The sequence below is a fragment of the Arthrobacter sp. 24S4-2 genome, from assembly GCF_005280255.1.
Lineage (GTDB): Bacteria > Actinomycetota > Actinomycetes > Actinomycetales > Micrococcaceae > Arthrobacter.
Window position 1 is genome coordinate 3226119 of the sequence record NZ_CP040018.1, and the last position, 15079, is coordinate 3241197.

A 15079-nucleotide genomic window follows, 5' to 3' on the forward strand; every position below is an offset into this window, starting at 1 on the left:
GTGCGTCCGCCGTTGCCTCAGGCGTTGAAGAAGGCCTTAAGGTCGTCCACGCGGTCCAGCCGTTCCCAGGTGAAGTCGGGATCGTCACGGCCAAAGTGTCCGTGCGCGGCTGTCTTGGCGTAGATGGGACGCTTGAGGTCCAGCGCGTCGATGATCGCACGGGGCCGCAGATCGAAGATTTCCGCAATCGCCTCGCTGATCCGCGCCGGATCCACGGTTTCCGTGCCGAACGTCTCCACGTAGGTGCCGACCGGCCTGGCCTGGCCGATGGCGTAGGCGATCTGGATCTCGGCCCGCTTGGCGAGGCCGGCGGCCACGACATTCTTGGCCACCCACCGCATGGCGTACGCCGCGGAACGGTCCACCTTCGACGGGTCCTTGCCGGAGAACGCTCCGCCGCCGTGGCGCGCCATGCCGCCGTAGGTGTCAACGATGATCTTGCGTCCGGTCAGGCCGGCGTCGCCCACCGGACCGCCGATCACGAAGGCGCCAGCCGGGTTGAGGATGTTGTGAGTGCGGGAAATATCCAGGTTGGCGGCCGCCAGCACCGGATCGATCACGTGGGTGGCGAGGTCGGCGCGCAGCTGCTCGAGGCTGGCGCCTTCCGCGTGCTGGCTGGAGATCACGATGGTTTCGACGGATACGGGGCGGTCGCCGTCGTAGCCGATCGTGGCCTGGGTCTTGCCGTCCGGGCGGAGGTAGGAAAGTTCGCCGTTCTTGCGCACTTCGGTGAGCCGCTCCGAGAGGCGGTGCGCGATCCAGATGGGCACCGGCATGTACGACGGCGTCTCGTCGCTGGCGTAGCCAAACATGAGGCCCTGGTCGCCCGCGCCCTGGAGGTCGTAGTCGTCTTCCTGGCGCCCTTCGCGGGCCTCCAGCGAGTTGAACACGCCGCCGGCGATGTCGTTGGACTGCTGGCCGATGGACACCGACACGCCACAGCGGGCGCCGTCGAAGCCGTTGGCTGAGGAGTCGTAGCCGATTCCGAGGATGGTCTCACGCACGATCTGCGGAATTTCCACGTAGGCGTCAGTGGTGACTTCGCCCGCAACGTGCACCAAGCCGGTGGTGGCCAGCGTCTCGACGGCCACCCGCGACTCGGGGTCCTTCGCCAGCAGGGCATCCAGGATCGCATCGCTGATCTGGTCGCAGATCTTGTCCGGATGGCCTTCGGTCACGGACTCCGACGTGAACAGGCGAAGGGATGGCGGGGTGGCGCCATGGGATGCGGGAATGTGCAGCGGTAAAGTCACTCAACTACCTTACTGGTTGGGGTTCGGTCAGGCCTCAGCGTGTGTCCCCCTGCTAAGGAGGCCTTGCACACGCCGGCCGTTAGGCTCGCGGGAAAACACGGCTCAATTCGGAGCCGACGCGGTCGATGACGGCGGCCGCAACATCGTCCTTCGAGCCGGATGCTGCCTGTGGTTCGGAGCCGAAGCGGGAAAGGATGACCACGGAGTTGTGGTCCTGGCCAAACACCAGGCCTTCGCCCACGTGGTTGACCACCAGCAGGTCGCAGCCCTTGCGCCGCAGTTTGGCATCAGCGTAGGCCAGCACATCCCCATGGGCGTCTCCGGTTTCAGCCGCAAATCCCACGATCAGCTGCCCGGGCCTGTTCGCTGCACGGACCTCCACGAGTTCCTGCAGGATGTCCGGGTTGCGCAGCAGGCTGATCACCGGATCGGCGGCGTCGTCCCGCTTCTTGATTTTGGTGTCTGAAACGTCGGCAGGCCTGAAGTCCGCAACAGCGGCCGCCATGATCACGACGTCGGAATCAGCTGCGGCGCGCAGCGCGGCTTCGCGCAGCTGCAGCGCTGTTTCCACGGTGACCACCTCGACGCCGGCGGGCACCGGAACTTCCATGTGCGCTGCGATCAGCCGGACGGTGGCGCCAGCGTCCCGGGCGGCCACGGCCAGGGCTACGCCCTGCTTGCCGGACGACCTGTTGCCAAGGAACCGGACGGGGTCCAGGGGCTCACGCGTTCCACCGGCACTGATGGTCACTGTGCGGCCGGCCAGCGGAAGTTGCGACGGAAGTCGGCTGCCCTGGGTCAGGGCCATGGCAGCTTCGAAGATGGCCTCCGGCTCGGGCAGCCGTCCGGGACCGGAATCGGATCCGGTAAGCCTGCCGCTGGCGGGCTCAAGGACGGTCACTCCGCGGCCGCGGAGCGTCTCCACATTGGCCTGGGTGGCCGGGTGCTGCCACATTTCGGTGTGCATGGCCGGTGCCATCAGCACCGGACCGCTGGCCATCAGCAGGGTGTTGGTCAGCAGATCGTCGGCGTGGCCGCCGGCAGCACGGGCCAGGAGGTCGGCCGTGGCCGGAGCCACCACGATGAGCTCGGCCTCGTGGCCCAGGCGCACGTGGTTGACCGACGGGACGTCGTCAAAGACGCTGTTGCTGACAGGATTGCCTGAGAGGGCTTCCCAAGTTGCAACTCCTACGAAGCGGTTGGCTGCCTCCGTGGGGATGACCGTGACGTTGTGTCCGGCTTCAGTAAAAAGCCGGAGGAGCGATGCCACCTTGTAGGCGGCAATCCCTCCCCCGACTCCGAGGACTATGCGCACGTGACCTCCGTCAACAGGCAGTCTGTACTCTGCGGGAATTACTCTGCAGGTTCGATCGGCGTGGAAACGAGCTTGCCTTCGTTGATCTCGCGCAGGGCGATGGACAGCGACTTCTCGTTCAGCTTGGTGTCGACCAGCGGGCCGACATACTCGAACAGGCCCTCGTGCAGCTGGGCGTAGTATGCGTTGATCTGACGTGCACGCTTGGCACCGAAGATCACCAGGCCGTACTTGGAATCGGCTGCCTTCAGCAGCTCGTCGATCGGCGGGTTGATGATGCCTTCAAGGTTCGTGGACACGAATTCTCCAAATTCTAACGGGCCGATCCGACCCGGCGGCTAGTGCGGGTGCGGGGTCAGCCCCATGAGTGAAACAAGCTCGTCCGCTGCGCGTCGAACGTCATCATTGATGACGGTGTGATCGAACTCCGGCTCAGCGGCAAGTTCTAGTTTAGCGGTTTCCAGTCTCTGCTGCTGTTCCTCGGCCGTTTCCGTGCCGCGGCCCACAAGGCGGCGGACCATTTCCTCCCAGCTGGGAGGGGCGAGGAACACGAACTGCGCCTCGGGAACGGCCTGCTTGACCTGGCGCGCACCCTGAAGGTCGATCTCCAGCAGCACCGAGCGGCCGTCAGCAATGGCCGCATCCACGGTGCTGCGGAGGGTTCCATAGCGGTTGCGGCCATGGACCACGGCCCATTCCAGCAGTTCCCCGCCGGCCACAAGCTCGTCGAATTCCTCAGCAGACTTAAAGAAGTAGTGAACCCCGTCCCGCTCCCCCGGCCGCGGCGGACGGGTGGTGGCTGAAACGGAAAGCCAGACTTCGGGGTAGTTGTCCCGGATGTAGGTGGACACGGTGCCTTTACCAACAGCCGTCGGGCCGGCGAGGACTGTCAGTCCCGGTTTCTTGCTCACATATTCCTTTGGACGGTATTCGGATGGATCTGTTTCTCGTTCATAAAATCTACCAGCGCCCGGCGCTGGTGGACGCCGAGGCCCCGCAGCCGACGGGACAGCGCGATACCCAACTCATCCATGATGGCGGCGGCCCGGACGCGGCCGATTCCAGGCAGCGCCTCAAGCATCTCCGACACTTTCATGCGCGCGATGGCGGAATCGCCGTCGCCGGAGCTGAGGAGGTCCGCCACGGAGAGGGTGCCGGATTTCAGCTGATCCTTGGCTGTGGCCCGGGCCGCCCGTGCCGCCGCCGCCTTCGCCAGGGCTTCCGCCCGTTCCTGTTCCGTCAAGGGCCGCAGGCTCACTTGAGTCACCACCCCCCGAATCGTCAGTCAGGTCCAAGGCAACGGCCGTTGGAGTCCTCCTGAACCTACCCTTTGCCCGGCGCAGAAATCAATGGAGGCAGAAATCCATGGATCAGCTGGTCAGGAGCGGTTCCAGCGTGCGCCGAGCAGCCTCCCGGAGCCCGTCCGCGGTGGGACCTGCTGCAAGGATGTCCCTGCTGGAGGTGCCGAGGACCTGGGAGTACGCGGAGCCGAACGTTTCCCGGAGATCGGCGGCCGTGGCTCCCTGGGCACCGAGCCCGGGAGCCAGGATGACGCCCCGCACCGCTGCCAGGTCGAGTTGCAGGTCCTGTAAGGCACGGCCCACGGTGGCGCCCACTACCAGGCCGACTGACCCGAGTCCCCCTGTGTACCGGCGGTTCTCCCCGGCGGCCGCCTCGGTGATCCTGCGAGCCACGGAATCCGCGCCGCCCACGTGCTGGACGGAGGCGCCTTCCGGATTGGACGTCAGCGCCAGCACGAAGACACCGCGGCCGTATTCTGCCGCCAGGTCCAGGGCCGGCCGCAGCGACTCGAAGCCAAGATACGGGCTCAGCGTCACCGAATCCGCGGCCAGCGAAGAGCCGTCCCGCAGCCACGCATCCGCGTAGGCGGCCATGGTGGAACCGATGTCGCCGCGCTTGGCATCGGCGATCGTCAGGACACCTGCTTCCGCGGCGGCTGACAGCGTCCGTTCGAGCACGGCCATTCCCGCCGATCCGTGCCGTTCGTACAATGCGACCTGCGGCTTGACGGCGGCAGCGAGCGAACCCACCGCCTCCACGACGGTGAGCGAGAAGCGCTCCAGGCCGGCGTCGTCGTCGTTCAGTCCCCAGGCCTTCAACAGCGCCGGGTGCGGATCGATGCCGACGCACAGTGGTCCGCGTTCAGCCATGGCCCGGCCCAGCCGGGAGCCGAAGGACTCCCGGCCGGCCGTGGTCGCCGATGCAGGCACTGACTCAGGCATTCTGCGCTGCAGCGTTCTGTGAGGCCCGATTCTGCGAGGCCACCAGCGCAGCCGAGTGCTCCTGCAGGCTTGTCACCGACCATTCGTACGTACGCAGCGCTTCGATGGCCTGGACCGCGGCGTTGAACTCGGCCACTGTGGTGATGCAGGGAATGCCGATCGACGTTGCCGCGGCGCGCAGTTCATAGCCGTCGATGCGGGCCTCGCCCCGGAGGGCGTGTTGAAGACCATATCGATCTCGCCGGCGATGATGAGGTCCGCAATGGTCCCTTCGCCTTCGGCGCTGCTGCCCTCGGCGACCTTCCGGACCGGAGTGGCCTGGATGCCGTTGCGGCGCAGGACGTCGGCGGTGCCGCCGGTGGAGACGATCTCGAAGCCAAGGTCGGAGAGGCGCTTTACGCCCATGATCACCGAGCGCTTGTCCCTGTTGGCCACGGAGACGAAGATCTTCCCTTCGGTGGGCAGCGCGTTGTTGGCGGCCGCCTGGCTCTTGGCGAAGGCCGTGTCGAAGTGCTTGTCGATGCCCATGACCTCGCCGGTGGAGCGCATTTCCGGGCCGAGGAGGGAGTCCACAACCTTGCCCTCCGGGGTCCGGAAGCGGCTGAACGGGAGCACGGCCTCCTTGACGGAGACGGGTGCGTCGAACGGCAGGGTGGATCCGTCACCGGTTTCCGGCAGCATCTTGTAGGCGCTGCGGAGCTGGTTGATGGTGACGCCGGTGCCGATCAGGGCAGCCGCCTTGGCCATCTGGACGCCGGTGGCCTTGGAGACGAAGGGCACGGTGCGGGAAGCACGCGGGTTGGCTTCGAGCACGTACAGGACGTCGGACGCCAGGGCGAACTGGATGTTGATGAGGCCGCGGACGCCCACGCCTTCGGCGATGGCCAGGGTGGCGGTCCGTACACGTTCAATCACGTTGTTGCCGAGCGTGATGGGAGGCAGGACGCAGGCGGAGTCGCCGGAGTGGATGCCGGCTTCTTCGATGTGCTCCATGATGCCGCCGAGGTACATCTCGGTTCCGTCGTAGAGGGCGTCGACGTCGATCTCGACGGCGTCCTCCAGGAACCGGTCGATCAGCACCGGGTGCTCGGTGGTGATTTCGGTGGCGTTGGCGATGTAGCGGGAGAGGTTGGCTTCGTCGTAGACGATCTCCATGCCGCGGCCGCCCAGCACGTAGGACGGGCGGACCAGGACCGGGTAGCCGATTTCGTCGGCAATCTTCTTCGCGTCCTCGAAGGACACGGCCGTGCCGTTCTTGGGCGAGATCAGCCCGGCCTCGTCCAGCACGCGGGAGAAGGCGCCGCGGTGCTCGGCGAGATCGATCGCTTCCGGTGACGTGCCGAGGATCGGGACCCCGGCATCGGCGAGCTGCTGCGCGAGCTTGAGCGGCGTCTGGCCGCCGAGCTGCACGAACACGCCCATGACGCCGCCGGTGCGCTCTTCCGCGGCAATGACTTCGAGGACGTCCTCAAGGGTCAGCGGCTCGAAGTACAGGCGCGTGGAGACGTCGTAGTCGGTGGAGACGGTTTCCGGGTTGCAGTTGACCATCACGGTCTCGTAGCCGGCCTTGCGGAGGGCCATCGAAGCGTGGACGCAGGAGTAGTCGAACTCAATGCCCTGGCCGATGCGGTTGGGGCCGGAGCCCAGGATGATGATGGAGGGCTTCGCGTGCAGCGCCACCTCGTCCTCTTCGTCGTAGGACGAGTAGTGGTACGGGGTGTAGGCGGCGAATTCCGCGGCGCACGTGTCCACGGTCTTGTAGACCGGACGGATGCCCAGGGCCTGGCGGACACCGCGGACCACGGCTTCCTGGTTGTTGGTGAGAACGCCGATCTGCTCGTCGGAGAAGCCGTGGCGCTTGGCGCGCTGCAGCATTTCCTGGGTCAGGGCGGTGGACTTGCGGATCTCCTGCGAGATCTCGTTCAGCAGCTGGAGCTGGTCCAGGTACCACGGGTCGATCTTGGTGGCCTCGAAGAGCTGCTCCACCGTGGCGCCGCCAAGCAGCGCGCGCTGCACCTGGTGCAGGCGCTCGGTGGTGGGCCGCTTGGACTTTTCAATCAGCTCGGCGACTTCCCATTCGGGAACGTGGCTGAAGTCCAGCTGCGAACCCTTCTGTTCGAGGGAGCGCAGCGCCTTCTGCAGGGCCTCGGTGAAGTTGCGGCCAATGGCCATGGCCTCGCCCACCGACTTCATGGTGGTGGTCAGGGTGGGGTCCGCCGCCGGGAACTTCTCGAAGGCAAAGCGCGGAACCTTGACCACGACGTAGTCCAGGGTCGGCTCGAAGGACGCCGGGGTCTTCTGGGTGATGTCGTTGGGGATCTCGTCCAGGGTGTAGCCCAGGGACAGCTTGGTGGCGATCTTTGCGATGGCGAAGCCGGTGGCCTTGGAGGCCAGCGCTGAGGACCGGGAGACGCGGGGGTTCATTTCGATTACGACGACCCGGCCGGTGTCCGGTTCGACGGCGAACTGGATGTTGCAGCCGCCGGTGTCCACGCCCACTTCGCGGATGACCGCAATGGAGATGTCGCGCAAACGCTGGTATTCGCGGTCCGTCAGGGTCAGGGCGGGTGCCACGGTGATGGAGTCGCCGGTGTGGACGCCCACGGGGTCGAAGTTCTCGATGGAACAGACAACCACCACGTTGTCGTTCTTGTCCCGCATCATCTCAAGCTCGTATTCCTTCCAGCCGAGGATGCTCTCTTCGAGCAGGACCTCACTGGTGGGGCTGTACTGCAGGCCCTGGCCCACGATGCGGCGGAGGTCGTCCTCCGTGTAGGCCAGGCCGGAGCCGAGCCCGCCCATGGTGAAGGACGGGCGGACAACCATGGGGTAGCCCAGGTCTTCGGCGGCCTTGATGGCTTCATCCATGCTGTGGATAATGTGGCTGCGGGCGGACTCCGCGCCGCAGCGTTCCACGACGCCCTTGAACTTCTCGCGGTCCTCGCCGAGTTCGATCGCTGCGATGTTCGCGCCGATCAGCTCCACGTTGTACTTTTCCAGCACGCCGTTCTTGTCCAGTGCGATGGCAGTGTTGAGGGCCGTCTGGCCGCCCAAGGTAGGCAGGATCGCGTCGGGGCGTTCCTTGGCGATGATCTTCTCCACCACCTCGGGGGTGATCGGCTCGATGTAGGTGGCATCGGCGAACTCGGGGTCCGTCATGATGGTGGCCGGGTTGGAGTTGACCAGGATAACGCGCAGGCCTTCCTCCTTGAGGACGCGGAGAGCCTGGGTGCCGGAGTAGTCGAACTCGGCGGCCTGGCCGATCACGATGGGGCCGGAACCGATGACCAGGACGCTCTTAAGGTCAGTTCTCTTGGGCATTACTTCTTGTCCTCAGTCTTGGAGTCGGTGGAAGTCTTGGCGTCGGCCGCAGCCGCGGGGGCAGCAGCCGCGGCAGCTGCCTTCGTGTCCGCCATCAGCTCGATGAAGCGGTCAAAGAGGTAGGCGGCGTCGTGCGGGCCGGCGGCCGCTTCGGGGTGGTACTGCACCGAGAACGCCGGGATGTCCAGGCAGGAGAGCCCTTCGACGACGTCGTCGTTGAGGCTGACATGGCTGACTTCGACGCGCCCGTAGCGCTCCTCGGGAGCCCGGGTGGCGCCGTCGAGCGGGGCGTCCACGGCAAAGCCGTGGTTCTGCGAGGTGATTTCCACCTTGCCGGTGCGGCGGTCCATCACGGGCTGGTTGATGCCGCGGTGGCCGTAGCGGAGTTTGTAGGTGCCAAAGCCCAGGGCGCGGCCCAGGATCTGGTTGCCGAAGCAGATGCCGAAGTACGGGAGCTTCTCGTCCAGCACCGAACGGAGCAGCTTGACCTGGTTGTCGGCCGTGGCGGGGTCGCCGGGGCCGTTGGACATGAAGAATCCGTCCGGGTTGACGGCCTTGACGTCCGCCAGGGTTGCCGTGGCGGGCAGGACGTGCACGCGGACGCCGCGTTCGGCGAAGCGGATGGGGGTCATCCGCTTGATGCCGAGGTCGATGGCGGCGATGCTGAACCGCGGTTCGCCGTCCCAGCCCCAGTCCTTGGGCTCCACGACGTAGGCCTCGTCAACGCTGACCTCCTCGGCGAGGCGGGCGCCTTCCATCGGGGCGCTGGCCAGCACCGTGTCCACCAGTTCCTTGTCCGTGGCGCCGGCTGCCTCGCCGGAGAAGATCCCGGCGCGCATGGTCTTGTGTTCGCGCAGGTGGCGGGTGATCGCACGGGTGTCAACCCCCTGGATGCCGACGATGCCATGCTCGACCAGTTCGTCGTCCAGGGAACGCTCGGCCCGCCAGTTGGAGGGGCGGCGCGCCGCGTCGCGGACGATGTAGCCGGCCACCCAGATGCGGCGGGATTCGGCGTCGTCGCCGTTGACCCCGGTGTTGCCGATGTGCGGCGCCGTCTGCACCACCAGCTGGCGGGCGTACGAGGGGTCGGTGATGGTTTCCTGGTAGCCGGTCATGCCGGTGGCGAAAACCGCCTCGCCCAGGGCCGTGCCGGTGGCGCCGTAGCTGCTGCCGCGGAAGATGCGGCCGTCCTCGAGCACCAGCACCGCGGGCGCGGCAGTTCCTTTGTCAGGTGCAGTATCTGCGTTTGCTGTTACTTCGGTTTCTGTCACGTTGTTACTTTCCACTATCGGCATCTGCCTGAGGGGCTGCGGAGATCAATTCTTGAAAGGCTTCGAGGATGGCCGGCTTGTCGTCGGCGCGGCGGGTCCGGAATCCGGTATCCAGTTCATGGCTGCCCAGCGTCCAGCTGACCACCAGGAGTCCATCCTTTTCGACGAACTTCCCGGCCATGCCGCTATCCTGCCGGACTCCGGTGAGCTTATCCGCCGGAATGAACAGCGGTCCGGCTCCGGAACGCTCGAACAGCACGCCTTCCGGGTGGACGGTGAGTTCCGCGTTCGTACGGATGCCCAGGCCCTGGACGGCGATGCGGTCCAGCCAGTCGCCGGCCGTTGTGGTGGCAACGTACTGTCCGTCGGCGGCCGCCAGCGGCAGGCTCAGTTCCGCCGGAACCGGGGGCAGTTGTTCGACGTCGGACTGTCGCCGCAGCCGGTTACGCCACCCGATGCCAATCAGGACCAGCACAAGGGCGATGAGCGGCAGCGTGATAAGCAGCGTCACGATCTTAGTGTCCATCAGTACCCGCCGGCGGGGGCGGAAGCAGGCGCTGTTTTTTCCTGGTCGGGGCCGTGGCGGTACGGAGTGTTGAGCTCGCCGTTCAGGACGGTGGGATGGCCCCTGAAGAACGTCGCCACAACCTTGCCCGGGAGTTCCCTGCCGGCGAACGGAGAGTTACGGCCCATGGTTGCCATCTTAGAAGGGTCCACGGTCCAGCGTGCAGCCGGGTCCACCAGTGTGACGTTGGCGGGTTCGCCCACTTCCAGCGGACGTCCCTGGTCCGCGACCCGGCCGATCACGGCGGGAGCGGCGGACGTCACCCGGGCGAAGTCCGCCCAGCCCATCAGGCCGGTTTCGATCATGGTCTCCTGCACCACGGACAGGGCCGTTTCCAGCCCGGTCATGCCCATGGCCGCTTGAGCCCATTCGCATTCCTTGTGTTCGCTGGGGTGCGGGGCGTGGTCCGTGCCGACGACGTCGATGGTGCCGTCGGCCAGGGCGGCGCGCAGGGCCTGGACATCGGAGTCCGTGCGCAGCGGCGGGTTGACCTTGTAGACGGGGTCGTAGCTGCGGACCAGCTCGTCGGTGAGCAGCAGGTGGTGGGGGGTCACTTCGGCGGTGACGTTGATTCCACGCGCCTTGGCCCAGCGGATGATCTCCACCGAGCCTGCCGTGGAAACGTGGCACACGTGCAGCCTGGAACCGACGTGCTGGGCCAGCAGGACGTCCCGGGCGATGATGCTTTCCTCGGCCACGGCGGGCCAGCCCGTCAGGCCGAGCACGGCCGAGACGTCGCCTTCGTTCATCTGGGCGCCGGCGGTCAGCCGGGGTTCCTGCGCGTGCTGGGCCACCACGCCGTCGAACGCCTTGACGTATTCGAGGGCCCGGCGCATGATCACGGGGTCGTGCACGCAGATGCCGTCGTCGGAAAAGACCCGGACTTTGGCGCGGGAGTCGGCCATCGCGCCGAGTTCGGCCAGCTGCTCCCCCGCAAGGCCCACCGTCACCGCACCGACGGGGCGGACGTCCACCCAGCCGGCGGAGCGGCCCAGGGTGTGCACCTGCTCCACGACGCCGGCGGTGTCCGCGACGGGATTGCTGTTGGCCATGGCGTGCACTGCCGTGTAGCCGCCCAGAGCGGCGGCGCGGGTGCCGGTTTCCACGGTTTCGGCGTCTTCGCGGCCGGGTTCGCGCAGATGCGTGTGGATGTCCACCATGCCCGGCAGGGCTACGAGGCCGGCTGCCTCGATGACGGTGGCGCCGTCGGCTGAAAGGTCCGAGCCCCGTGCGGCGATGATGCCGTCGCGGATCAGGAGGTCTTCAGCTGCGCCGCCGAGAATGGCTGCGCCCCGGACGAGGTAGGCCCGCTGTTGGCTGCATCCTGTTGATCGTGTGCCATCAGTGGCTCTCCTTGGTGGAATAGTCGGCCGTGGAATAGGCGGCGCTGGGGGTGGCTGCTGGTTCGCGGGTGGCCCCGGAGAGCAGCAGGTACAGGGCGGCCATGCGGATGGACACGCCGTTGCGCACCTGCGCCAGCACGGTGGAACGGGGTGAATCCGCGGCTGCGGAGGAAATTTCCAGGCCCCGGTTCATGGGCCCGGGGTGCATGATGATGGTGTCCTTCAGGCCCAGCGTGTCCAGGGCGCGGAGGCGGTTGTCGTCGAAGCCCCAGCGGCGGGAGTATTCCCGCGTCGTGGGGAAGAAGGAAGCATTCATCCGTTCGCCCTGGACGCGAAGCATCATCACGGCGTCCACGCCCTTCGCCAGGGTCTCGTCCATGTTGTAGCTGACGCTGCAGGGCCACTGTCCGACGCCGATGGGCAGCAGGGTGGGCGGCGCCACCAGGGTGACCTCCGCCCCGAGCGTGCGCAGCAGCCAGACGTTCGAACGGGCCACACGGGAGTGCAGCACGTCGCCGGCGATGGCGACGCGCATGCCCTTGAGGTCCGCCCCGGCGGACGGTATCCCCTTGAGCCGGCTCCAGTGCCGGCGCATGGTGAAAGCATCCAGCAGGGCCTGGGTGGGGTGTTCATGCGTGCCGTCGCCGGCGTTGATGACGGCGGCGTCGATCCAGTCCGTGGCGGCCAGCCGGTGCGGCGCCCCGGAGGCCCAGTGGCGGATGACGACGGCGTCCGCCCCCATGGCGGCCAGCGTTTGGGCCGTGTCCTTCAGGGACTCGCCCTTGGACACGGAAGACCCCTTGGCTGCGAAGTTGATGACGTCCGCCGAGAGCCGCTTCGCCGCGGCCTCGAAGGAAATGCGCGTGCGGGTGGAGTCCTCGAAGAACAGGTTCACCACGGTGCGGCCGCGAAGGGCGGGCAGCTTCTTGACTTCGCGGTCCCCCACCGCAGCCATTTCCTCGGCGGTGTCGAGGATGCGGATGGCGTTGCCCAGGCTGAGGTCCTCGGTGGAGAGCAGGTGCTTCATGCGCCAGCCTCGATGACCACTTCGTTAACCGGAGTGCCGTCAACGGAGTCGGTTTCTTCGAGCCGGACCCGGACCTTCTCGGACGAGGAGGTGGGGAGGTTCTTGCCGACGTGGTCGGCGCGGATGGGAAGCTCGCGGTGTCCGCGGTCGATCATGACTGCGAGCCGGACGATGCGCGGACGGCCAAGGTCCACGATGGCATCGAGGGCTGCGCGGATGGTCCGACCGGAATAGAGGACGTCGTCGATCAGGACCACCACCTTGTTGTCGATGCCGGTGCGCGGCAGTTGGGTGGGATACGGGGGCCGCGTGGGCTGGTGGGACAGATCGTCCCGGAACATGGTGACGTCCAGCTGGCCTACGATGGCGGCGGCGTCAACAGTGGGATCGGCGGCGGCGATTTTCTTTGCCAGGCGAACGGCCAGCGGGTAGCCGCGGCGCGGAATGCCCAGCAGCACCAGATCCTGGGAACCCTTGTTGGCCTCGAGGATCTCATGGGCGATACGAGTGAGAGCACGGTCAATGTCCGCAGAGTTGAGCACAACCCTGGCCGGAACCGGTGCTTCTGTGACTGAAGTCAACGCTCGTCTCCCCTTTCCCCGCCTCACGGGACGGAATTAAAAAAGGAACATTTGCTCTTCAAAATTACCACACGGCCCCTCCCGGGCCGGCCGCCAGCCTGTCGCCGCGCAGGCGTTTAACATCACACCCGCAGGAGAGTGAGGCCTGCCCGCAATACCCAAACGTCTGCGGAACTCCGAGTGTTCACAACATCCCGTGGGGTGTGGTGAGCCGTGCATTCGGGTGGCCGACACTCGGGCGACCCCATAATTCGCGCCTGTATGCTCGCCGAACTATCCGTCGGCACAGAAAGGCATGCGGCAAGGACGCTACTAGTGACGGGTAGGGGCGCCGGGTTGACCGCGCCCGGAAAGACCCGCAAACCGTTCATCAGCGCATCAGCTCATTGGGGAGTCCAAATTATGAGTAGGAAAATCCTTGCTGCCATTTTGGCGGCTTTTTTGGCCGTTGCCGGCATTGTTGCCGCTCCCGCCGCGTACTCGGCGCCGAACCCTTCCGTGAAAGTCCTCGATACCGCCAACACCATCACCGACCCGGCCTGGTTTGTCCAGGCCTACAACGCCGGGTTCCGCCTCTACATCATGCATTCCACCGCATGGGGCACCTGCGATCCCTGGTACCGGACACAGACCCAACTCAAGATGGCACTCAACGCGGGGCTCATGATCGCCGTCTACACCCGTGACCCTCGCTGTTGGCAGGGCGGCATCTCGCGGCCGGGCCGTTCCAGAACCAACTCCAGTTTTTCGCGCTGGACGTCGAGACCGGAGGCGTCCCGGTCACGAGGGCTATGGTGGACGGCGTCAAGAGCATGGGCGTCAGGCCGGTGATCTACAGCGGTTCGGGGATGTGGCCCCAGATCATGAACAACAGCACGGCCTTTGCAGACGTCCCGCTGTGGGACACAAATGCAGGATCCCTTAATTACTCGACGTGGACGGCTGACTACCTCATGCCCACGCCCGTTCCTTACGGAGGATGGAACACGTCCGCAAACATGCGCATTGGTGTCCAGCAGAAATTCAATCAGACCCTGAACGGCATCGTGGTGGACCTGAACTCCTTCGACGCCACCTTCCTTGCCGCGCAGCCCCCGGCGAACCACGCCCCCTCAGCCGCCTTCACATCGTCGGCTGCAGGCTTAACGGCGTCCTTCGACGGCTCAGGCTCCGCGGATCCGGACGGCTCAATCGCCTCGTACAGCTGGGACTTCGGCGACGGGTCCGCCGCAGGCACCGGTTTGAAACCCTCACACACCTATTCCACCGGCGGTACCTACCAGGTGAAGCTGACCGTGACCGATAACCTCGGCGCAACCGGTTCCGCCACAAACCCGGTAACGGTCACTGCCCCGGCCGCCACGGTGCCCGCGGCCCCGACCGGGGTGACTGCCGTGGCCGGAGACGCCTCGGCCACGGTGAGCTGGTCGGCCCCTGATAACGGGGGGTCGGTCATTACTTCCTACACAGTCACGCCCTACGCGGGGTCAACGGCGCAGACGCCTGTGCAGGTTACCGGCAACCCGCCAGCGACGCGCACCACCGTCACGGGACTGGTGAACGGCACCCCGTACACTTTCACAGTCTCAGCCACCAACGCCGTCGGAACCTCGGCGCCGTCTGCGCCCGCCGGCCCGGTGACGCCGACTGCGCCGCAGTCCGTTGTCCTGAACGGAGGCTTCGAATCAGGTCTGGCATCGTGGATGGCAGCCGGAATATCCCCGCCGAAACCCGCGGGCACGGCACACAGCGGCACAGGCTCCGCGCTTCTTGGTGTCACCAGCGGCAGCGAGCCGTTGGGCGACAGCACGCTGTCCCAGTCCATAACCGTGCCTCCCACCGGCACGTCCACGCTGTCGTTCTGGTACCAGCCGCATACGACGGACGCCATATGCGGCGCCAAGAATAGGAAGAACTGCAAGTGGGATTGGATGGAGGGGCAGGTGCGCAGCTCCACCGGCAGCACGCTCACGTCGCTATTCAAGCTGAACAGCAATTCGGGAACCTGGACCCGCATCACAGCCGACCTTTCAGCCTTCAGAGGCCAGACCGCCACGCTGTGGTTCAATGTGCACCTCGACGGTGCGGTTCCCGCCGACAACACCTGGATGTACCTTGACGACGTGAGCGTCATCAACGGCTAAAGGGACATAGGCTCGG

13 protein-coding genes and 1 pseudogene are annotated in these 15079 nt (G+C 66.1%); 2 read left to right on the plus strand and 12 right to left on the minus strand.

All coding sequences use genetic code 11. The features are described from left to right. Positions 1-17 precede the first annotated feature (17 nt). The 12 genes and pseudogenes from metK to pyrR all read right to left on the minus strand — a co-directional run bounded on the left by metK (position 18) and on the right by pyrR (position 12919). Positions 18-1253: a methionine adenosyltransferase gene (gene metK / locus FCN77_RS14920; protein ID WP_137322899.1), complete on the minus strand. Its 1236-nt coding sequence runs from the start codon at positions 1251-1253 to the stop codon at positions 18-20. Between the two features lie 79 nt (positions 1254-1332). Then, positions 1333-2568, minus strand: a complete 1236-nt coding sequence (gene coaBC, locus FCN77_RS14925; protein WP_137322900.1) for a bifunctional phosphopantothenoylcysteine decarboxylase/phosphopantothenate--cysteine ligase CoaBC — start codon at positions 2566-2568, stop codon at positions 1333-1335. Between the two features lie 38 nt (positions 2569-2606). After that, positions 2607-2867: a DNA-directed RNA polymerase subunit omega gene (gene rpoZ / locus FCN77_RS14930; RefSeq protein ID WP_011692102.1), complete on the minus strand. Its 261-nt coding sequence runs from the start codon at positions 2865-2867 to the stop codon at positions 2607-2609. Positions 2868-2906: 39 nt separating this feature from the next. After that, positions 2907-3479, minus strand: a complete 573-nt coding sequence (gene gmk, locus FCN77_RS14935) for a guanylate kinase (RefSeq protein WP_137322901.1) — start codon at positions 3477-3479, stop codon at positions 2907-2909. After that, the gene (gene mihF, locus FCN77_RS14940) at positions 3476-3826 is read right to left on the minus strand and encodes an integration host factor, actinobacterial type (protein ID WP_175417441.1); all 351 of its coding nucleotides are present in this window, start codon (positions 3824-3826) and stop codon (positions 3476-3478) included. The genes gmk and mihF overlap by 4 nt, the downstream gene beginning before the upstream one ends. Positions 3827-3938: 112 nt before the next feature. After that, the gene (gene pyrF, locus FCN77_RS14945; protein WP_137322902.1) at positions 3939-4811 is read right to left on the minus strand and encodes an orotidine-5'-phosphate decarboxylase; all 873 of its coding nucleotides are present in this window, start codon (positions 4809-4811) and stop codon (positions 3939-3941) included. Beyond that, positions 4804-8132 (minus strand): annotated as a pseudogene (gene carB / locus FCN77_RS14950) (carbamoyl-phosphate synthase large subunit). The gene pyrF and the pseudogene carB overlap by 8 nt, the downstream one beginning before the upstream one ends. Beyond that, positions 8132-9427: a glutamine-hydrolyzing carbamoyl-phosphate synthase small subunit gene (carA, locus tag FCN77_RS14955; protein ID WP_137322903.1), complete on the minus strand. Its 1296-nt coding sequence runs from the start codon at positions 9425-9427 to the stop codon at positions 8132-8134. The pseudogene carB and the gene carA overlap by 1 nt, the downstream one beginning before the upstream one ends. After that, positions 9408-9929: a hypothetical protein gene (locus FCN77_RS14960; RefSeq protein ID WP_137322904.1), complete on the minus strand. Its 522-nt coding sequence runs from the start codon at positions 9927-9929 to the stop codon at positions 9408-9410. The genes carA and FCN77_RS14960 overlap by 20 nt, the downstream gene beginning before the upstream one ends. Continuing rightward, entirely contained in the window at positions 9929-11251 is a 1323-nt protein-coding gene (locus tag FCN77_RS14965; protein ID WP_254679027.1) for a dihydroorotase, read from the minus strand. Before FCN77_RS14965 ends, FCN77_RS14960 begins: the two co-directional genes overlap by 1 nt. A gap of 58 nt (positions 11252-11309) precedes the next feature. Then, positions 11310-12338 carry an aspartate carbamoyltransferase catalytic subunit gene (locus tag FCN77_RS14970; RefSeq protein WP_137322906.1) on the minus strand — a complete coding sequence of 343 codons (1029 nt, stop codon included), beginning with the start codon at positions 12336-12338 and terminating at the stop codon, positions 11310-11312. Further along, positions 12335-12919 (minus strand): bifunctional pyr operon transcriptional regulator/uracil phosphoribosyltransferase PyrR, encoded by a 585-nt coding sequence (gene pyrR / locus FCN77_RS14975; protein WP_028269121.1) that lies wholly within the window; start codon positions 12917-12919, stop codon positions 12335-12337. Before pyrR ends, FCN77_RS14970 begins: the two co-directional genes overlap by 4 nt. Positions 12920-13321: 402 nt before the next feature. Here pyrR and FCN77_RS14980 point away from each other — a divergent pair, with 402 nt between their 5' ends. Next, positions 13322-13750 (plus strand): hypothetical protein, encoded by a 429-nt coding sequence (locus tag FCN77_RS14980; protein WP_137322907.1) that lies wholly within the window; start codon positions 13322-13324, stop codon positions 13748-13750. Beyond that, positions 13711-15063: a PKD domain-containing protein gene (locus tag FCN77_RS26000; protein WP_175417272.1), complete on the plus strand. Its 1353-nt coding sequence runs from the start codon at positions 13711-13713 to the stop codon at positions 15061-15063. The genes FCN77_RS14980 and FCN77_RS26000 overlap by 40 nt, the downstream gene beginning before the upstream one ends. Positions 15064-15079: the final 16 nt, after the last annotated feature.